Genomic DNA, 20,945 nt, shown 5'->3' with positions numbered 1-20,945 from the left:
TCAAAATAAAAATCTATGGAATTTCATCATCTGTTACAAAGAATTGTACAGGAAGGAAGTACCCATGCCAAATGGCTGAATACCCTTTCTTTTATGGAAAATGCCGGTGCAAGAAAAATATCAAAATGTGAACATCCAATACTGGTTTCTCAGATTCAGCTGAAACATGCTGCTGAAGAACACCGCCATGCTTATTATCTAAAAAAACAGATTGGAAAAATAGATCCTGAATTATGCAAAACTTATGAAAGCTCAGAGCTTCTGGCTTCTATTGCTACGCGGCAGTATCTTCATTCACTGGATATTAAATCCTGTCGTTATCTTCAGGAGGCATTTCAACTCAACAAAGAAGATCTCAGGTATGCAGCTTACCTTTTTGTAACCTATGCTATTGAGGTTCGTGCCGATGAACTTTATCCGGTTTACCAGCAGGTTCTTACGGAAACATCTTCTAAAATCATGGTAAAATCTATTATTCTTGAAGAAGAGGGACATCTGGAAGAAATGATCAACCAGCTCAATGAGTTTTCACCAGACTGGAGACAACATGCAGATCATATTCTGACCATTGAAAAAGAATTGCATGAACAATGGATCAATGCTATAACGCAGGAAGTAGCTCAGTTGAATTATGCTTAGCAATGTCTTTCGTTTTCAGGAATCTCTCGACAAAAGAAAAGAGGACGGAATAATAAGATGTTTAAAACCTTGGCGGGAAGGAATTGATTTTTATTCTAATGATTATCTCGGTCTTGCCAGAAATAGTGAACTTCAAAATATGCTGTTGCAAAAGGTTACAGATAACCCTCAGCTGCTTTCAGGAAGCACCGGCTCCCGTTTGATCAGTGGAAACAGCAGCGTTGTAACTTCGGTAGAAAATGATATTGCTCAAAAACATCAGTTTGAATCGGCATTGCTTTTTCCATCGGGATATAATGCTAATCTAGCCTTGTTTTCTACGCTTCCGAGTCGTCATGATGTGGTGATTGTTGACGAGCAGATTCATCGGTCTGTGCATGATGCGTGTCGGTTATCAAATGCTAAAAAGCTAAAATTTAGGCATAATGACCTCGAGGATCTTGAAAATATTTTAAAAAGACAACAAGGACAATGTTATATCGGAATAGAAAGTTTATACTCAATGGAGGGAGATTTTGCTCCCATTCAGGAAATAGCTGTGCTTGCTGATAAATACAAAGCGTATCTGATTGTTGATGAAGCCCATGCTTTTGGTGTTTTTGGCTATGGATTGGTTGAAAAATATCAATTACAAAACCAGGTATCAGCAGTAGTAGTAACTTATGGAAAAGCTCTTGGAGCCCATGGAGCAGCAATTCTCTGTAATAAAATCATACAATCTTATCTGATCAATTTTGCAAGCCCCTTTATTTATACCACTTCTGCACAGGATTTTCAGTGGATGAGTATAAAAACAGGATATGAATTCTTGGATCAGCATCAGGAACTGTCCAAAAAACTTCAGGACAATATTAGAGTTTTCAGAAGCCGGAATCTACAATCTCCGTCGTCAGAAACAAGTCCGATTCAAGCTATTGTAATTCCGGACAATCAGAAACTGAAGACATTACAAAACACTTTATTTGAGAAAGGGTTTTTAGCATATGCGATATACAGTCCGACTGTAAAGCCAGGAAGTGAAAGACTGCGAATGTGTCTTCACAGCTTTAATACTGAAGAAGAAATTATGAAACTGACAGGAATTATTAAAGAATTTATTTAAAGTAATAACACAACGAAAGAAATAACCTTTCAAACCCCGGAACCCGAACCCCGAACCCATGAAATTATTTATAACAGGAATAGGAACCGAAATAGGAAAAACAGTTTGTTCGGCTGTTTTGGTTCAATATTTTAAAGCAGAATACTGGAAGCCTATACAATCCGGCGACTTACATCATACAGACAGTCATAAAATTGAATCATGGACTGATCATACCATCTGTCATCGGGAAGCTTACCGTTTACAGTTGGCAGCATCGCCACACCAGTCTGCAAGGGAAGAAAACATTACAATAGATCTGAATGATTTTCAATTACCCGAAATAGAAAACCCATTGATTGTAGAAGGTGCCGGAGGTCTTATGGTACCCATATCCGACAATACTTTCATGATTGATCTGATAGAAAAATTGAGTCTGCCTACTGCATTGGTTGTCAGAAATTATTTAGGGTGTATCAACCACAGTTTACTTTCGATCATGGCTTTAGAACAACGGAAAATACAACTGGAATACCTGATCCTTAACGGTGATTTCCCCGAAGATACAGAAAGAGTAATCTGCCATTTTATACAAAAAGAAACAAAAATTATAAGGATTCCGGAGATCAGCAGTCCCGACAAAGAATCTATACAGCATGCTGCAAAGCAATTAACAATAACAAAATTATGATAATGGATACAAAAACAACATTGAGAACCAACTGGACCAAAGAGGAAATTGAAGAAATTTATCACCTTCCCCTGATGGAACTGATCTATAAAGCTGCCACTGTACACCGTGAATGGCATGATCCTTCTGAAGTACAGATTTCTACATTATTGTCCATCAAAACCGGTGGCTGCCCGGAGGATTGTTCCTACTGCGGACAGGCAGCCCGTTATCACACCAATATTAAAGTACAGGCTTTACTGCCTACAGAAACAGTGATTGCGCACGCTCAAAAAGCAAAAGATTCAGGATCTTCAAGATTCTGTATGGCTGCAGCATGGCGTGAAGTTCGTAACAACCGTGATTTTGACAGGGTAATTGATATGGTAAAAGGAGTAAACGAACTTGGACTTGAAGTGTGCTGTACTTTAGGAATGCTTACGGAAGAACAGGCTGTAAGGCTGCAGGAAGCAGGATTATATGCCTATAACCATAATCTTGATACTTCAGAACAGTATTATGAAGAGATCATTTCTACCAGAACATTTGATAACAGAATCAATACCATCAACAATGTAAGAAATGCAGGGATCACCGTCTGTTCTGGGGGAATTATCGGACTGGGTGAAACGCATAGAGACAGAATATCAATGCTTCTGACGTTGGCAACGATGCCAAAACATCCGGAATCTGTTCCTATCAATGCATTAGCCAGAGTAGCAGGAACTCCATTAGAAGATAATGAAAAAGTAGATACCTGGGAAATGGTAAGAATGATCGCTACAGCAAGAATCGTAATGCCTTCTTCTATGGTAAGATTAAGTGCCGGACGTATAGAAATGTCAGAAACAGAGCAGGCTTGGTGCTTTATGGCTGGAGCGAATTCTATTTTCACAGGAGAAAGAGAAACCTTATTGGTAACTCCTAATCCGGGAGTTTCTGAAGATATGCAGATGCTGCAGACTTTAGGATTAAAACCTATGATGAAAAAAGAAACATGCTGCTAGAAAATTATGAACTATAAATAATGAGTGATGAGCTGGATTACAGGTATTATAGCGCTTATTGTAAAATTCCTTTTTGAATTTTTATAAACAGCTCTACAAGTTGGAAAACGCAAAGACGCAAATATTTTTAAGGTAAATAATGTTTTAAGTCGCAAAGATTTTATCTCCGATAAAATTGATTACGCGCAAAATGATACAGACCAATCACTCAATATGCATTTCACTTGCTGAAAACCTTTGATTTTCTTGCGTCCTTAAAATAATAGCAATCGATGAAAAATTTTGCGCCTTTACGATTCATCCAACATTCAACATAATATATTCAACTCAATTATTGTTAGATCCAATTTCATCACTCATTATTACTTTTTACATCAATATATGAATACAATAACAAAAGAAATCAGCCTGCAACAGAGAGACAAAGCAGTCAACTGGCATCCCTATACTCAGATGAAAACAGCTGACGATATTATTCCTATTGTAAAGGGAAAAGGAATTTACCTGTATGATAATGAAGGGAAAAAATATCTGGATGTCGTTTCTTCATGGTGGGTAACATTGCATGGGCATTCACATCCTTATATTGCACAACGTGTTTTTGAACAGTTGAATACACTGGAACAGGTTATTTTTGCAGGATTTACACACGAACCTGCTGTAAAACTTTCAGAAAATTTACTGAAGCTTCTTCCGGCTGGTCAGGAAAAAGTTTTTTATTCTGATAATGGCTCTACAGCAGTAGAAGTTGCTTTAAAAATGTGTATTCAATATGCATACAATCAGGATAAAAAGAAAACGAAGATTTTAGCTTTTAAAAATGCTTATCACGGAGATACCTTCGGGGCGATGTCCGTAAGCGGAAAAAGCTTCTGGACAAGACCCTTTGAAAGCATGCTGTTTGAAGTTGTTTTTATTGATACCCCCAATGCCGAAAATCTGGATAGCCTTCAGTCGCAGATTAAAGAACATGCTGACGAAGTCGCTTGTTTTATCTATGAACCTTTGGTTCAGGGCGCTGCCGGAATGTTGATGTACAAAGCCGAAGATCTTAGCCAGCTGATGAAATTCTGCAGGGAAGAAGGCGTTCTTATGATTCAGGATGAAGTTTTTACAGGATTTGGAAGAACGGGTAAGCTTTTCGCTGCCGATTATCTTACGGAGAAACCGGACATTATGTGTTTTTCAAAAGGACTTACAGGAGGAACCATGCCCATGGGAATCACCACCTGCTCCAATGAAATCTACAATGCTTTTCTTTCAGATGACCGTTATAAAACTTTGTTTCACGGGCATTCGTTTACAGCCAATCCTTTAGCCTGTACAGCGGCTCTTGCGAGTATGGAACTATTACTTACAACCGAAACTCAAATGAATATCAACCGCATTACTCATCAGCATTCAGAGTTTGTGAAAGCACTTGCTTTTCATCCTCATGTAGAAAAGGTTCGTCAGATCGGAACTATTTTAGCTTTCGATTTTAAAACCGGGAATAGCACTTCTTATTTCAATGAAATAGGGAAGAAGCTTTACAATGAATTCCTCCAGAGAGGGATTATTATGAGGCCGTTGGGAAATGTAATCTATCTGGTTCCGCCATATTGTATTACATCTGAAGAATTAGACTTTGTATATCAGAATATTATGGAAGTTTTGGATCAGTTTAAAGTGTAAACGATCCCTTCCGGTAATAATTATTTTTAATTTTTTTTAATGTACCTTATAGGTTTCTAAAACCTATAAGGTTTTTATGTTCAGATGATTAATGCTAAGGTGTCTTAAAGTTCCTGTTCTGCCTTTTTCAAAACACCCATTAATTCTTTCAATTCATCTTTATTGAATTCCAGTAAATTCTGATTCAAATAATGGGAAGGAATTTTTATATAATTAACCCACGATGAAAGTTTTTCACGATAAATACTTCCAAATTCAATATTACTCATTGTAACAAATTTATACTTGGTTTCCTGAGTCGCTTTTTCATTTTCTTTCTGTTCCACAGTCTGAAGAGCCTGAATCAGTTTTCCCAATTCATTTTTATCAACAGTGAGTGTCTTTTTGGATATTTCGTCAAACGTTTCATATTCATACATGATTCCCAGAAGAGATTCTGATGAACTGTCAGATAGATCTTTCGTTACAATTTTTTGAATATTCAGGGTTTTAAACTTGCCTAGATGGGTGATTTTTTTCTCAATTAATGTTCCTTTTCTTGAATTGATGGTAAGTCCGCGTGAGGTCGTATTAGATCTTTGAATAGTTGGAGGTGGTGCTATCTGTGCACTGGCCCATGTACTTAATACACAGGAAATCAAAATAATGATTCTTTTCATTTGTAGGATTGTTATTAGTTTTTAGACGATTAAAATTACACTGTAATTTCCGCAATATATAAAATATTAAATAAAAATTTCACCCAAGTTCATTACCCCATGAATGAAGTTCAGAAAGAATAGGTCCCAGTCTTTGCCCTTTCTCCGTTAATTTATAATACACTTCCGGAGGAAAATTATACACTTCAATCCGTTCAATGATAAGATCTTCTTCCAGCTGTTTCAATTGCTCTGCAAGGACTTTCTTTGAAACTCTGGGCATATTCCGCCACAGTTCTACAAAACGTACCTGATCTTCTTCAAAAAGGTTATGAAGGATCAATGGCTTCCATTTACCCGAAAGGATATTCAGGCTTCGTCTTAATCCACAGTTTTTAAATTCTTCAAAATTCATAAGTCAATTGAATATATATGGTTAACCTTTTGGTAACCTTCGATTGTTTTGCCTTCATCGGGCAATAGATTTGCGGTACAAACTTAGGTAAAATGAAATTACAATTATGGCGCAATGCAACATTGCTATTGAATATTGATGGGGTTTCCATTCTGGTAGATCCTATGCTCGGAGAAAAAGGTTCTATGGGAAAAATCCCTATGACAGACAACGAATTACTGAATCCCCTGGTAGATCTGCCTTTTGACAAAGAAGAATTAAGCCAAAAACTGGAAAAAATAGATGCTGTTGCTGTAACCCACCTTCATCCTGATCATTGGGACGCGAGGGCTCTTGAGCTGCTTGATAAAAATATTCCGATCATCTGCTCAGATATCATTTCAGATCACATTGCAGGGCAGGGATTTACAAATATTATGGCAGTAAATGATCAACTTCAATGGAAAAATATTGAAATATTTACCACCAAAGGACAGCATGGAACCGGAGAAATTGGAGAAAAAATGGGAATAGTGAATGGTTTTGTTTTTAAAACAGAAAATAAATCGGTCTACATCGCAGGAGACACCATTTGGTATGATGAAATTGCCCAGGAAATTACGCAGCATCAGCCACAACACATCATTGTTGCAGGAGGCGCAGCTACTTTTTCTGTGGGAGATCCTATCATTATGACCAGCGAAGACATTATGAAAGTCTGTGAATATGCTCCAAAATCCACTGTATGGGTAACCCATCTGGAAGCAGTAAGCCATTGCAGAGAAGACCGGAAATACATCAAAGAAAAGATCCTTGAAAAGGGATTAGAGAAAAGGTGTTTTGTTCTGGATGACGGAGAAGAAGTTGACCTTCATTTTTAAGTATAAAAAGTGTTCAAAAAGAATTAATACAGAAACAAAATAAAAATAAAAAAAGGATAGAAATGAATTCTATCCTTTTTCATTTATAAAATGGTAGTTTTAGTCTTCTACACACTTGTTTCTTGCCGCTTTCAATCCAAAATAAAGCATCAGCAATACTGCACAGCTTAATAAATAAAACGAGCTGTTCCATGAGATATCCCAATCATGAAGTTTTCCAAATAACGGAGGTCCAAATGCGGCAATCAGATATCCTACAGACTGCGCCATTCCGGAGATTTTGACTGCATTGATACTGCTTTTCGTTCTTGTAGAAAAGAACAGGATAGACAGACTGAAAGACAAACCGTTGGAAATTCCTATAATAACAGCATTCAGATAGATCCATTGGGATTTCAGGAATACAAACATCATGGTACTTCCGAACATCAGCGTACATATAAAAAGAATCATCAGCCTCTGATCTTTCATTTTGCTCGCAATAATAGGGCAGCAGAAGGTCACGGGAATCATCGTAATCTGAATCACAAAGAACACCCAGCCGGAGCTTTCACTCTGCATATGAAAATCTGAAAGAAACGAAGGAAGCCACGCTACCAGACAATAATAAAATAAAGACTGCAGCCCCATAAAAATACTGATATTCCATGCCTGGGCAGATTTAAATATATTAAAATCAGACGTGCTAAGTGCTGTCTCAGGCTGATTTGGATTTCTTTTGTTAAAAATAAATTCTACCATTAAAACAAGGAAACCCAATGCTGCAATCACCAGCCAGATTCCTAAAGACCCTTTCCATCCAAACCCTGTCCATTCTCCGATTTTCACACTGAAACCGGAAGCCAAAGCTGCAGTAAGATTCATCGATACAGCAAAAATCCCCGTCATAAGGCCAATCTGCTTCGGGAAATTATTTTTAACATATCCCGGCGTGACTACATTTCCAATGCATATTCCCAAGCCAATGAATATAGAGCCTAAAAATAGCAGCCAAAGAGATCCGCTAATTCGCAGAAACAATCCAAAACTTAAAATAATCAAGGAATACATCAAAAGTTTACTGATTCCAAGTTTATTTGAAAATTTACTCACCAGCACAGAACAGGTCGCAAACATAAACAGTGGAATAGAGGTAAGCAGGCTCACCTGGAAATTGTCCAGTTTCAATGCATCTCGTATGTCTCCAAGTACAGGAGCAACCGCTACGATCGGTGAACGAAGATTACTGGAAATTAATATAACTATCAGAACATTTATAATTAATAAAACATACGAAGCATTCTTTTTTACTTCATTCTTCATCATAATAAAAACTTTTGTGCAAAATTACTGTAGTAATTTTGTTTAATTTTGCCAAAGTTTTAACCCAAAACGACATGAGTGCTAATGACAGTATAAAAATAGATGATCTAAAGAAGCCTTATTTTGTATGGTTTGAAGAAAACTGGGTTCATGATAATGTTCTCCATCACCATCATAAAGGTCAGCTGGTCTATGTTGAAAGCGGATTCCAGTACATTACCATTGAGGATAAGATTTATCTTCTGCCACAAAATCATGCGGTGTGGATTCCTCCCAATGCTGTTCATAAAACCAATTCCCATTCTGAAAAGATAAAACTGATGATTATGTTTGCTGATATCAGTACAGAAAATCCTTTTTATCATGAGATCAATGTATTTTCTGTGCCTCCGGTTTTAAAAGAAATGATAAAATATGCAGAAAAATGGTCCAAATTGATGACCGCAGACCATAATGAAAATATATTTTTAAAAGCCCTGTTTAATGAACTTCCACAGTTTGTAGAGCATTCATTGACAATTCATGTCAGTCTTCCGAAAGATAAACGCCTTACCAAAGTGATTGAGCATCTTCACAATCATTACCACAAAGAAATTAAAATGGAAGATCTCAGTGACGCAGTCCTTTTATCTTTCCGTACTCTGGAGCGAATCTTCAAAAAAGAAACGGGTCTTACTTTAAGCAAATACCAGCAGATGCTCCGTATCATCAAAAGTCTGGAGTTTTTGAGTGCAGGAAGTTTAACAATTTCTGAAACAGCCTATGAAGTAGGGTACAAGAGTGTGCAGGCTTATACCAGAAGTTTTTTTTCTGTGATGCAGTTCAGGCCTTCAGATTTTATTAAAACTATTCAATAGCCGTTTAAAGCGTTTACAGAGTAAGTTAAAAAATGCTGAAAAAGGGAATTATCAACCTGTTAAAATAGTAATTATTCCTTTGTATAAAAGCAATTGATTGAATAAAAAAAAAGAATATTTCCCATTTTGTAAAATTTTCCACTTCAATAGCTAATATTCAATTATGAGATCATTGAAAACAAAAAGGTCTCCACGAATGGAGACCTTAAAAAAACACAAATGATGAAAAAAAATTATTTCGATTCACAAATATAAGCAAAAATTGTGTTATGCAAAACACTATAAGGTCATTTTTTTTAAATATTATTTATTTTAAGTAAAAATAATTATTCTCTAAATGATTTTGTATTTCTTTAGGATTCTGAAATTAGCCGCACAAAAACGTCTCCTGTTGAAGATAATTCGCGCTCTGATGAATTGTATGCTGTTTTTTCCAATATAATAAGGAATTCCAAATGGTGAATTATAGTGAATATAACCCCTTTTTAAACCTTAACATAAACATGTGTTTAACTTTTTTGTGAGCCTACTCATAAAGTTCAGTACGGTTTTTGTATTAATTTGTTCAAAAACTATATTAAATGAGTCCAAAGACATTCAAGGGAGTTCCTACACAAAAATTTGGAGGCTTTCATGACACTGAAAGCAGAAAACTATTTAAGCAGGATATGATTCCATTGAAGTTTGAGATGTTGAAAGAAAGATTTTTCTCAATCAATAAATGGAAAAGTTATTGCGGAGAGGCATTTGCAGCATTTAAGCTATATGATTTAAATGGCGATCCGGTAGATCGTGAACCTCAAAAGGGAGATTTTATCAGGATCGATATTCCGGGACCTGGAGAATCCGAAGCCAAAGGCTATGATTGGGTAGAAATTACAGATATGTGTTTCTATGAGGATAGTTTTTCTGAAAGCATATCCATGATATGCAGCCCATCCATCAATCCTGAAAATAAAAAAAGCAGCCATATTGCTCATTTTTATAGCTCTGGAGCAAGTTCTACCTTTATGATCTCCCGAAATCCTGCTCATTTGAAAGCGGCAATCTACGGGCGAAATGAAACACCAAATTTCAATGCTCAATTTCTTGATACGGTGAGAAATCTTGCCATTGCAGTCGGAGGAATGACAGGTATTTCAAAAATTCAATGGAAACAGCTTACTGACGGTCTTTTGGATATTGACTAGATATGATCTTCCTTTTTTGATCTAGATCAAAGTTTTATATGTGTTGTACAGGGACATTTGCACCCGAATATTTTAAACAAAATTTATGAGTACAACAGTAACAAAAGGACAGATCATTCATTTTTATCAGGCGATCACTCCGATTATCATTTCGGTATTTGGAGTGTATCTTACCATAGGAATTGCCTTGGGAGTACTTCCCAGGTTTGTTCAGAATAACTTAGGATTTGACAGTATTATTGTAGGACTTGTCATTGGTCTGCAATCACTGTCAACACTTTTGACCCGGGCTTATTCCGGGAAAATCACAGATACAAAAGGAGCTAAGAAAAGTAAGATGTCCGGCGTGGTACTAGCCGTTATTGCCGGAATCATATATGTTTTGGCCGTATTATTTCAGGCTCATCCATTGCTGGCGCTGGTATTGCTGTTCGTGGCAAGAATTATTCATGGTATTGGGGAAAGCTTTCTGGTTACCGGAGCTTTAACATGGGGGATAGGTCTTGTAGGACATTCCAATTCCGGGAAAGTAATGACCTGGAACGGGATTGCAATGTATGCGGGGATTGCCATCGGGGCACCTGTCAGCATCTGGATAAGTAAAGAATACCATATTCTGCCTGCCTTTATCCTTATTGCTTTACTTCCGCTTGTAAGCTGGATTTCTACTGCAAAACTTTCTTCTATTCCTGCAGATAAAGATCACGTAAGAACTCCTTTTTATAAAGTGATCGGAGCGATATCCGGACAAGGGCTGAGTCTTGCCTTTTCATCAATGGCTTTTGGATGTATTGCTTCTTTTATTGCTTTATTCTTCTCTGAAAAAAATTGGGGTGATGCTTCACTTGCCTTTATCATCTTTGGAGCATGCTATGTGCTGACCCGAATTTTCTTTGCTTCTTTTCCTGATAAATACGGAGGTTTTAAGATTGCATTCATCTCTTTACTGATTGAAGCCGCAGGTCAGGTATTAATCTGGACCGCTGCTTCCAAAACACTGGCTATCATTGGATGTGGGCTGACTGGTGTTGGGTTTTCATTGATTTTTCCTGCTTTGGGAGTTCTCGCAATTCAAAAAGTACAACCACAGATGAGAGGAACTGCATTGGGCGCTTACGTCGCTTTTGTTGATCTTTCATTATGTGTGGCCGGCCCGTTAGCAGGATTGATTGCCGGCTGGTTTGATTATCAATCGGTATATCTGTTCGGAGGAATAGGCTGTATTATCTCAATGATTGTTTTACTAGGTAACAAGAAATAAAATGGAAAATTCTATAATAACTTCTGTAAAGGAAACTAAAAAAATACGTTCAGTATTTACTGTTAAAAATAAAAAAGAACTTACACCCCATCTTATCCGGGTCATATTTCATATTGATGAAAACCAATCTGAGTTGTTAGCCCATGTGAAATCCGGGTCTAATAATAAAATTTTTATCCCGACTGAAGAGGGTAGTGATTCGTTAATAAGAACCTATACGAACAGGAAAATTGATCTTGAAAAACGAGAACTGACTATAGATTTTGTAGCTCATGGTGATAATGGTCCTGCTTCCGTCTGGGCATTAAAAGCCAATACTGGGGATGTATTGGAAATAGGAATGAAAGAAAGTACAAAACCCTTAGTTCCTGATGCTGATTTTTATCTGCTGGCAGGCGATGCAACAGCATTACCCGTTATTTGTGCTATTGCAGAACAGTTCCCGCCTTATGTGTCGGCAAAGATAGTATTGGAGGTAGCAGGTAAGGAAGATGAACTTATTTTGTGCTCTGCAGCAGATATTTCGGTTGAATGGCTTCATAATCCTCATCCTGAAATGGGAAGCCAGCTTGCAGAAGCGGTAAAATCTGTTGCATTCCCTCCAGGAATACTAAAAGAATATGTTTATATCGCTGCAGAATATAGAACAGTGCATGAGCTTAGAACTTACTTCAAAACAACTTTAGAGTGGGATCCTCATGGTTTATATATTGGCTCATACTGGAAAGCCGGACAAGCAGAAAAATAGATAAATTAGTATAGAATAAAAGTAGTAAGCAAAGCCATTTATCACTATTTTTGCTTACATGCAGGAACTTTTAGCTTCATATATCAAGAATAGAATATCAGTAACGGATAAGGAGTTGGAAACTATTCTTTCCTATTTCAGAGCTATTCCATTAAAAAAGAATGAAATGCTTCTTGCCAACGGACAAAAAAGCCAACGGACATTTTTTGTAGTGAATGGCTGCCTCCGCATATTTTTCATCAATGAAGAAGGGCAGGACTCCACGCGATATTTTGCATTTGAAAACCAGTTTGCAACAGCACTCACCAGTTTTATTACTTCTGAACCCTCCGAGGAATTTATTCAGGCCGTGGAGGATTCAGAAGTATATTATATTACCCATACCAATTTCTACCATCTTCTGGATATTATTCCGCAATGGGAAAAGTTTTACAGGATCTATCTGGAAACCGCCTATGTTAACAATACGAAAAGACTGATGTCTTTCCTTGTTCAGGATGCCCTTGAAAAATACCGTCAGCTTTTGGATGAAAATCCTGTTGTAGTAAGAAGGCTTTCTAATAAAATGGTAGCTTCCTATCTTAACATCTCGCAGGAGACACTAAGCAGGCTGAAATCCAGGCTTTAAATAATAGACCATACTATAAAATTACAGGAACAAGCTTACAGCGCAGTATAACAACAAGATACCCATTGTTATATTGATTATTTTGTAATGTTTATTGAGAAACAAATGAAGTCTTTCTCCGACAATGGCCCAAATCCATGTCGCAGAATTTCCAATAAAGGAAAGGAAAAGAGCAAAAATAAGAATGATCCAAAGTTTCTGGAATTGTGGGAAAATAAAACTACTGAATGCAGTTATTCCATAAATAATGATCTTAATATTCACGAACTGTAAGAGAAATCCTTTCCAGAAATCTGTCGCTGCTTTAGGAACAGATCCCTCTTTTTCAACATGTAATTCTGAAGGTTTACCGGACATCACAGACCATGCCAGATAGAGCAGATAAATAGCTCCCAGATATTTCAGATAATCGAGAAAAATACTATATGAATTCAATATAAATTCAGTGAAAAACGCAGCGAGAATCATTACTGCTGTAAATCCCGAATAAATTCCCAAAAGTAATGTTTTACTATTCTTATATCCTGACTTCATACTGCTGTTAAGCGCCAGAATATTATTAGGACCGGGAAGAAGAGCTGTCAAAACGCTGTAAATAAAAAATGAAAACCACATATCTTTTTTTGACAAAATTAATGAGTGTAGATACTTCAGACAATCGGAATTATTTATACTTTTACTTCGAAAAATTTAAAGTATGGATATTCATCAGCTCAGAAGCTTCAAAACGATAGTGGAAAAAGGGAATTTTCAGGATGCAGCCAAAGAACTTAATTATTCATTATCAGCTATCAGTTATCAGATCCAACAGCTTGAAAATGAAGTAAAATTTCCTTTATTTGAAAAAATAGGAAGAAGAATGCTCCCTACAGAACAATCTCTGAAGCTGATTCCTCACATCAAAAAAATAGAAGAAGAAATAGAACAGATCAAACAATTGAATTCAAAAGACAGGAAGATAGAAGGAAATCTTACCATTTCAGTTTCCGACAGTTTGTTAACTTATATTCTTCAACCTGTGCTTAAGGAATTTGTGGAAACGGCTCCTGATGTAAAACTTAAATTAAAAGTGAGAAACTGCTACGAAGTCCAGAAAGAGATCATCCGGAATGATATTGATCTGGGAATTCACTATCAGGTACATGGATATGATGACCAAATCCAGGTAACAGAACTTTCTTCCTTCACAGTGGGAGTCATGGCATCGCCTGCATTTTTAGAAAAGGAAAAGAATTTTGACAGAAAAGATCAGGTAAAAGGATGCTCTATTATCAATAATGACCCGAATGGAGTTTATCAGCAATACTTCGAAGGCTATCTTGAGAAAAAGAACATCCGAACCGGACAAAGTATTGAACTCTGGAGTATAGAAGCCATCAAAAAAAGCATAATGAATAATCTTGGGATCGCCTGTCTTCCGCATTTTGTGGTGGAAGAAGAACTGAAAAGAGGAGAAATTACAGAAATTAAGATTAAAGCATTTCAACGTACCATTACGATGATTACGGCTCACCACTCCAATAAATGGATCAGTCCTGCTATGGAATTATTTTTAAAAATTCTTAATCAGCAAATAGCTTGTAAGCCTGATGTAAGCTAGAGAAATTAAAAGAAAATTAATACTGAATCCTTTTCAGGAAAGATTTAAACCTTATATTTGCATTCATGTTAAAATGGTTCTCCATATTATGCTCGATGATGTATGTGCTGGCTACCACCAATGCGGGGGAAGTACTGAAGGTGCCTATGTTTGTGGAACATTATATGGAATATCATGGAAGTCTTTCAGAATTCGTAATGGAGCACTATGATAACCATAAACAAGACTCTGATTGGGATACTGATCAAAAACTACCCTTTATCAATCCTCCGATTGTGTTAACAGTACATGCCCAGCTTCCGGAACTCACATTTGAAATAAAAAAACCTAAAGAAATTACTGTTTCAAAGAAAAACAGTATTTATAAGGAAAAAGATTTTTCCAACCATTATCTTTCCCAAATTTTCCAGCCACCACGGCTTTCTTAATTGACTTTATATTGCAAATTAATACTTTATGTTTTTTACTTAAAGTAGTCAATTCTTGTTACATATCCATTAATTCGTAATGCATTATAACTGTGCTTAAAGTCTAAAGAAGTTACAAAGTTTGTCTTGGACATTTAAAATTTACATACGTTCCACCTCTCCAAATATCAGAATTTAAAGAATGAGAATGAGGGATAGTAAATTAATGATCTGACAAAGTGGTTGTACGATACTTCTTTAAGCATCCAACTTTTATAAAGCATTCCGGGTTATCAATTAATAGTTTTTTCCATGTTAAATAAAATTATTGAGTTTTCTGTAAAGAACAAACTCATCATTGCTCTGTTTACAGCGGGGCTTATCCTTTTGGGAGTCTATGAAACCACCCAGCTTCCTATTGATGCACAACCGGACATCACAAATAATCAGGTTCAGATTATTACAACCGCTCCTTCCTATGGTGCAGCAGATATAGAACGCCTTGTGACATTTCCTATTGAGCAGGCTACCAGTAACATCAGCGGAATTACTGAGCTTCGGAGTTTCTCACGTTTCGGGCTTTCATTAGTAACTGTCGTTTTTGATGACAACACCGATGTATATTGGGCCCGACAGCAAGTTCAGGAACGTTTACAGCTTGTTCAGGATAATATTCCCGCCGGAATTGGCAAACCGGAATTGGGACCTATTTCAACCGGCTTGGGAGAGATTTTCCAGTATGTGGTGAGGGCCAAAAAAGGATACGAAAATGTATATGATGAAACCGAGCTCAGAACCATTCAGGACTGGGTGGTTAGAAGACAGCTTCTCGGGACTAAAGGAGTGGCTGATGTCAGCAGTTTTGGAGGAAAGCTGAAGCAATATGAAATAGCCATTAATCCTAACAAACTTCAGGCATTTAATATCAATATCAACGATGTTTTTGCGGCTCTGGAGAAAAATAACCAAAATACCGGCGGGGCTTATATTGAAAAGAAAGAAACCGTTCTATTTATCCGAAGTGAAGGACTTCTGGGAAGTACAGAAGACATCGGAAGCATTCAGGTAGCAGAAACAAAAGAAGGCATTCCTGTACATATTAAAGACGTTGCCTCTGTTAAGGTTGGCTTTGCAACACGATACGGAGCGATGACTTATAATGATACAGGAGAAGTTTCCGGAGCTATTGTACTGATGCTGAAAGGAGAGAATGCCAATGTGGTGATTGGAAATATCAAACAGAAGCTGGAAAAAATTCAGGAATCATTACCTGAAGGTGTTGTCATTGAACCTTTCCTCGACCGTGCTAAAATGGTCAACAATACGATCAGTACAGTAAAAACAAACCTGATGGAAGGCGCTTTGATTGTTGTTTTTATTCTGGTTTTATTTTTAGGAAATTTAAGAGCGGGATTACTGGTTGCTTCTGTCATTCCATTGGCCATGCTTTTTGCCATTATTATGATGAATATCTTTGGGGTGGGAGGAAATTTGATGAGTCTTGGAGCTCTTGATTTTGGTCTTATTGTAGATGGAGCGGTTATCATTGTTGAAGCCGTATTGCATCAGCTTGCCCACAAAAAGCATTTCGGGAAAGATAATATGCTGAGCAAAAAGGAAATGGATGAGCAGGTGTCTGGTTCTGCAACCAAAATGGTTAACAGTGCAGTCTTTGGGCAGATCATTATCTTAATTGTATATCTTCCGATTTTTACGCTTCAGGGAATTGAAGGAAAAATGTTCAAGCCAATGGCCCAGACGGTTGCTTTTGCCCTGATTGGAGCATTTATTCTTTCCCTAACTTACATTCCTATGATGAGCTCTTTGGTATTAAGCAGAAAGAAAAAAGAAAAAGAAAATATCTCGGACAAGGTCATGGGAAAAGTGGAGACAGGGCACCAAAAGCTCCTGATGAAAGCCCTTAAATACAGAAAAACAATTATTGTAAGTGTGTTAATTCTGTTTGCCGGTGCTGTTTTTACCCTTTCCAGAATGGGAGGAGAATTTATTCCGTCTTTGGAGGAAGGCGACTTTGCCGTTGAAATGAGAATCCTTCAGGGAAGTAATATCAGTGAAACCAAGAAAGCAACCACTCAGGCAGCCAATATCCTTTTGACCCAGTTTCCAGAAGTAGAGAAGGTGGTGATGAAGATTGGAAGTGCCGAAATTCCTACGGAGCCTATGCCAATGGATGCCGGAGATATGATCATTGTTTTGAAACCTAAAAAAGAATGGACTTCTGCAAAATCATTTCCGGAGCTTTCTGACAAAATGAGTAAAGCATTAAGCGTTATTCCCGGATTAACAACCAGTTTTCAGTTTCCTGTACAGATGCGTTTCAATGAACTGATGACCGGGGCAAGACAGGATGTGGTATGCAAAATTTATGGTGAAGACCTGGACAGCCTTGCTGCCTATGCAAAAAAAATCGGAAGTGTCATCAATACCGTAAAAGGTGCTCAGGATCTTTATATTGAGCCTGTCGTCGGAGCACCGCAGGTGGTCATTGACTATAACCGTTCAGAATTGTCCCGCTACAATATTTCGGTAGCAGATATCAACAGAGTGATCAATATGGCTTTTGCAGGACAGACTGCGGGTGCTTTATATGAAGGAGAGAAGAAATTTGATATCGTGGTCCGAATGGATAATGAGCACAAAAAAGACATTACAAGCATCCGGAATCTTTTGGTCCCTACGGCTTCAGGAGAACAAATCCCATTATCACAACTGGCAAAAGTGGAGCTGAAAAACAGTCCCAACCAGATTCAAAGAGAAGATACCAAAAGAAGGATTATTGTAGGGTTTAATGCTAGAGGAAGAGATGTGCAGAGTATTGTGGAAGAGCTTCAGCAAAAAGCTGGTAAAAAGCTGAAACTATCCCCAGGATATACAATTTCTTATGGAGGTGCTTTTGAAAATTTAAATGAAGCCAAAGCAAGACTGGGACTCGCTGTTCCTATTTCATTAGTCATGATTTTTCTGTTGTTATTTTTTGCTTTCGGTTCTGTAAAACACAGTTTGCTCATCTACACTGCCATTCCATTGTCTGCGATAGGAGGCGTCTATTTTCTGGCATTGAGAGGATTGCCTTTCAGTATCAGTGCCGGGGTAGGATTCATCGCTTTATTTGGAGTTGCTGTACTTAATGGAATTGTTTTGATATCAGAGTTTAACCGATTGAAAAATAATGGATTAAAGAACACCAGCAGAATTGTACTCATAGGTACAAAAATAAGGCTTCGTCCGGTTTTAATGACGGCTTTTGTGGCTTCTCTGGGATTCCTTCCCATGGCGATCAGCAACGGTGCGGGAGCTGAAGTACAGAGGCCTTTGGCAACGGTAGTGATTGGTGGCCTGATGCTCGCTACACTTTTAACCCTGTTTGTACTTCCTATTCTATACGTCCTGTTTGAACATATTAATAAAGATAAAATGAAATTCTCAAAAAAACTTAACTATAAAAAACTTTCTGTTTTCTTATTGCTGATCTCTTTCGGAAGCTTTCAAGCACAGGAAAACATTACCTATGACCAGGCTTTGGAAAAGGTATTTCAACAGAATGGTATCCTTAAAAACTCAAAATTGGTATCCGATTACCAGGAAAAACTGAAAGCCAGCTATCTGGATATTCCACAGCTGGAAGTAACCGGAGGATTTGGACAGATTCAGGGAGAGGAAACTGACAATTCATTCGGGATCTCTCAGAGGTTCAGCTTTCCGACAGTGTATTCAAAAAGAAAACAAATGCTGAATGCTGAATGGTCTGCCAGTGTCATCAATCAAAATCTGACCAAAACACAGCTTACCAAAGAAGTGACAGACGTTTTCTATAGAATATTGGTACTTCAGGAGAAGAAAAAAGTATTGGAATATATCAGCCAGCTGTACAATAATTTTGCAGAAAAGGCAGGCTTAAGATTAAAAAAGGGAGAAGCGAACATTCTGGAAGAATCAACGGCTGAAATTCAAAAAGAACAGATAAAAGTACAGTTGAATACCCTTGAAAATGATCTGAACATCACAAAACTTCAGCTTCAGTTATTACTTCAGTCCGAGATTCCTTACCAGCCAATTGCTGATCAACCAACGATGAATATTGGGATTCAGGTTTCTGAGGAAATGGTAAAACAACATCCTGAGCTTCAATACCTGCAGCAACAGATCAAAATAGGAGAGGCCGAAGTACAACTCGAAAAAAGCAGACTGCTTCCTGATCTTCTTGTAGGATACACCAATCAGAGTATGAAAAACATCAACAATAACCGTTTCAATTCGGTTCAGGTGGGGGTAGGAATTCCTTTGTTTACGAAAGGGCAAAGAGCTTTGGCAAAGGCTGCACAGGCAAAAATAGCGATCAGCGAAAATCAATATCAGAGAAAAGAAATTGAACTTAAAAATAGATTGAATCAACAGCTGAGCAATTATAAAAACCAACAACAAATCATTGAAAATTACGAACAAAAACAGCTTCCAAAATCTGATATTATCTTAAAAACTGCCCAGAAACAGATGGAAGTAGGAGAGATTGATTACCTGAACTGGGTAATACTAGTGAATCAGGCCGTAAAAACCAAAGCAGATTATATTGATCAGTTGGAAAAATTGAATCAAATAGGAGCCGAACTTCAATTCTTAATTTCAAAATAACAACGTCATGCACTTCAGAAACGTATCAATATACAGCCTTTCTCTATTTCTTGTTTTATCTTCATGTTCAGGAAAAAAAGAGGAAGAAAAAACGGTTTACGAAAACACAAAACTCACTAAAAACAACCAAAATTCGGTTCATCTTACGGAAAAACAGATTCAGACTGTAGGAATTACCACAACCTCCATCCAAAACAGGAATATGGAAAAACTGGTACGCCTGAACGGGAAAGCCGAAATTGCCCCTTCACACATCAGTTTAGTTTCCAGCATTATGGGTGGGCACATCAAGTCTATCCATGTGATGAATGGAAGTCATTTCAGCAAAGGGCAGGTTCTTGCTGTGGTAGAAGATCCTCAGTTTATACAGCTTCAACAGGATTATCTGGTAACCAAAGCACAGCTTGAAGCTGCAAGACTGAATTTTAACCGTCAGAAAGATCTTAATACAAGCAAAGCCAGCAGTGATAAAACGATGCAGACCGCTCAGGCAGACTATGCTACCTTGAATGCTACTTTAAAAGGGCTTGAAGAAAAACTGAGGATCATTGGAATTAACGCTAAAGGTTTACATACCGGAAATATCAGAAGTAAGATCAATATTTATGCTCCGTTTACCGGTTTTGTAAGCAAAATTCTTGTGAATAATGGGCAATATATCAATCCGGCAGATACTTTATTTGAGCTGATCAATCCGGCCGGACTGCTTTTGGAATTAAAAATCTTTGAAAATGATGTGAACGATGTGAAAGTGGGACAGGACATCTTAGTGTACAACAATCAGAAACCGGATCTAAAATCAAACGCTAAAATTGTCAGTGTCGTTCCAAGCATCGAAAACGGAGGTTCTGCAACAGCAGTAGCCAAACTATCTTCTTCTCATTCAGAATTTGTAAAAGGAATGTATATCAACGCTGAAGTCAATATCAGCAGCCATTATACACAGGGACTTCCCAATGAAGCGGTAGTTTCTTTTGAAAATAAAAATTATGTTTTTGAAGACCTGGGAAAATCCAATTATAAAATGATTCCTGTAGTTATTGGAATTTCAGATGACCAGTTTACAGAGGTATTAAAAGCTGATTTTTTTAAAGATAAGAAAATTGTACAGAAAGGTGCTTATAGTCTTCTGATGATGCTTAAAAACAAAGCAGAATAGCTTTAGTCACATACTGTTAATTTAAAAAAGACCAATCTTTCGAATGGTCTTTTTTGTTGTATACAATAAAGTTGTTTAAATTATACCCGTTGTGCATTTTAAATAATACTTACTTTTAAGTTATTAATATTTCTATTGAAGTAAGCTTTGTTTATAAAT

General features: G+C 37.2%; 19 protein-coding genes. 15 read left to right on the top strand and 4 right to left on the bottom strand.

What is annotated here, in order from left to right; all coding sequences use genetic code 11:
* Positions 1-15: 15 nt before the first annotated feature.
* The 5 genes from AC07UM_RS00095 to bioA all read left to right on the top strand — a co-directional run bounded on the left by AC07UM_RS00095 (position 16) and on the right by bioA (position 5,071).
* The gene (locus AC07UM_RS00095) at positions 16-639 is read left to right on the top strand and encodes a hypothetical protein (protein WP_494683038.1); all 624 of its coding nucleotides are present in this window, start codon (positions 16-18) and stop codon (positions 637-639) included.
* A complete protein-coding gene (locus tag AC07UM_RS00090; protein ID WP_494683039.1) occupies positions 632-1,741 on the top strand; it encodes an aminotransferase class I/II-fold pyridoxal phosphate-dependent enzyme in 1,110 nt (369 codons plus the stop codon). The genes AC07UM_RS00095 and AC07UM_RS00090 overlap by 8 nt, the downstream gene beginning before the upstream one ends.
* 58 nt (positions 1,742-1,799) lie before the next feature.
* Positions 1,800-2,411, top strand: a complete 612-nt coding sequence (gene bioD, locus AC07UM_RS00085) for a dethiobiotin synthase (RefSeq protein ID WP_494683040.1) — start codon at positions 1,800-1,802, stop codon at positions 2,409-2,411.
* A 2-nt stretch (positions 2,412-2,413) separates the two neighbouring features.
* Positions 2,414-3,397, top strand: a complete 984-nt coding sequence (gene bioB, locus AC07UM_RS00080) for a biotin synthase BioB (RefSeq protein ID WP_494683041.1) — start codon at positions 2,414-2,416, stop codon at positions 3,395-3,397.
* A 381-nt stretch (positions 3,398-3,778) separates the two neighbouring features.
* Positions 3,779-5,071, top strand: coding sequence for an adenosylmethionine--8-amino-7-oxononanoate transaminase (gene bioA / locus AC07UM_RS00075; RefSeq protein WP_494683042.1), 1,293 nt, complete (start codon positions 3,779-3,781; stop codon positions 5,069-5,071).
* A gap of 104 nt (positions 5,072-5,175) precedes the next feature.
* On the opposite strand, the gene AC07UM_RS00070 is transcribed toward bioA, so the two are convergent.
* Positions 5,176-5,730 carry a hypothetical protein gene (locus AC07UM_RS00070; RefSeq protein ID WP_494683043.1) on the bottom strand — a complete coding sequence of 185 codons (555 nt, stop codon included), beginning with the start codon at positions 5,728-5,730 and terminating at the stop codon, positions 5,176-5,178.
* 79 nt (positions 5,731-5,809) lie between these two features.
* Positions 5,810-6,124, bottom strand: a complete 315-nt coding sequence (locus AC07UM_RS00065; RefSeq protein ID WP_124531466.1) for a winged helix-turn-helix transcriptional regulator — start codon at positions 6,122-6,124, stop codon at positions 5,810-5,812.
* Positions 6,125-6,216: 92 nt separating this feature from the next.
* Here AC07UM_RS00065 and AC07UM_RS00060 point away from each other — a divergent pair, with 92 nt between their 5' ends.
* Entirely contained in the window at positions 6,217-6,984 is a 768-nt protein-coding gene (locus AC07UM_RS00060; RefSeq protein ID WP_494683044.1) for an MBL fold metallo-hydrolase, read from the top strand.
* 99 nt (positions 6,985-7,083) lie between these two features.
* On the opposite strand, the gene AC07UM_RS00055 is transcribed toward AC07UM_RS00060, so the two are convergent.
* Positions 7,084-8,289: a CynX/NimT family MFS transporter gene (locus AC07UM_RS00055; protein ID WP_494683045.1), complete on the bottom strand. Its 1,206-nt coding sequence runs from the start codon at positions 8,287-8,289 to the stop codon at positions 7,084-7,086.
* A gap of 71 nt (positions 8,290-8,360) precedes the next feature.
* On the opposite strand from AC07UM_RS00055, the gene AC07UM_RS00050 reads away from it, so the two are divergent.
* The 5 genes from AC07UM_RS00050 (at position 8,361) to AC07UM_RS00030 (ending at position 12,970) form a co-directional block, all read left to right on the top strand.
* The gene (locus AC07UM_RS00050; RefSeq protein ID WP_494683046.1) at positions 8,361-9,143 is read left to right on the top strand and encodes a helix-turn-helix domain-containing protein; all 783 of its coding nucleotides are present in this window, start codon (positions 8,361-8,363) and stop codon (positions 9,141-9,143) included.
* A gap of 581 nt (positions 9,144-9,724) precedes the next feature.
* Complete coding sequence (locus AC07UM_RS00045) at positions 9,725-10,333, top strand: hypothetical protein (RefSeq protein WP_494683047.1); 609 nt, start codon at positions 9,725-9,727, stop codon at positions 10,331-10,333.
* 85 nt (positions 10,334-10,418) lie between these two features.
* Positions 10,419-11,594, top strand: coding sequence for an MFS transporter (locus AC07UM_RS00040; protein ID WP_494683048.1), 1,176 nt, complete (start codon positions 10,419-10,421; stop codon positions 11,592-11,594).
* A gap of 1 nt (position 11,595) precedes the next feature.
* Positions 11,596-12,342, top strand: coding sequence for a siderophore-interacting protein (locus tag AC07UM_RS00035; protein ID WP_494683049.1), 747 nt, complete (start codon positions 11,596-11,598; stop codon positions 12,340-12,342).
* A 58-nt stretch (positions 12,343-12,400) separates the two neighbouring features.
* Positions 12,401-12,970 carry a Crp/Fnr family transcriptional regulator gene (locus AC07UM_RS00030; protein WP_494683050.1) on the top strand — a complete coding sequence of 190 codons (570 nt, stop codon included), beginning with the start codon at positions 12,401-12,403 and terminating at the stop codon, positions 12,968-12,970.
* A 21-nt stretch (positions 12,971-12,991) separates the two neighbouring features.
* On the opposite strand, the gene AC07UM_RS00025 is transcribed toward AC07UM_RS00030, so the two are convergent.
* A complete protein-coding gene (locus AC07UM_RS00025; RefSeq protein ID WP_494683051.1) occupies positions 12,992-13,585 on the bottom strand; it encodes a LysE family transporter in 594 nt (197 codons plus the stop codon).
* Positions 13,586-13,667: 82 nt separating this feature from the next.
* On the opposite strand from AC07UM_RS00025, the gene AC07UM_RS00020 reads away from it, so the two are divergent.
* The 4 genes from AC07UM_RS00020 (at position 13,668) to AC07UM_RS00005 (ending at position 20,786) form a co-directional block, all read left to right on the top strand.
* Positions 13,668-14,570 (top strand): LysR family transcriptional regulator, encoded by a 903-nt coding sequence (locus tag AC07UM_RS00020; RefSeq protein WP_494683052.1) that lies wholly within the window; start codon positions 13,668-13,670, stop codon positions 14,568-14,570.
* A gap of 65 nt (positions 14,571-14,635) precedes the next feature.
* Positions 14,636-14,998 carry a hypothetical protein gene (locus tag AC07UM_RS00015; protein ID WP_123921510.1) on the top strand — a complete coding sequence of 121 codons (363 nt, stop codon included), beginning with the start codon at positions 14,636-14,638 and terminating at the stop codon, positions 14,996-14,998.
* Between the two features lie 291 nt (positions 14,999-15,289).
* Complete coding sequence (locus tag AC07UM_RS00010; protein WP_494683053.1) at positions 15,290-19,627, top strand: CusA/CzcA family heavy metal efflux RND transporter; 4,338 nt, start codon at positions 15,290-15,292, stop codon at positions 19,625-19,627.
* Positions 19,628-19,634: 7 nt separating this feature from the next.
* Positions 19,635-20,786 carry an efflux RND transporter periplasmic adaptor subunit gene (locus tag AC07UM_RS00005; protein WP_494683054.1) on the top strand — a complete coding sequence of 384 codons (1,152 nt, stop codon included), beginning with the start codon at positions 19,635-19,637 and terminating at the stop codon, positions 20,784-20,786.
* Positions 20,787-20,945 lie beyond the last annotated feature (159 nt).

The sequence above is a fragment of the Chryseobacterium sp. GW821-FHT04C04 genome, from assembly GCF_059420365.1.
This window is presented reverse-complemented; position numbering and strand designations above follow the sequence as displayed.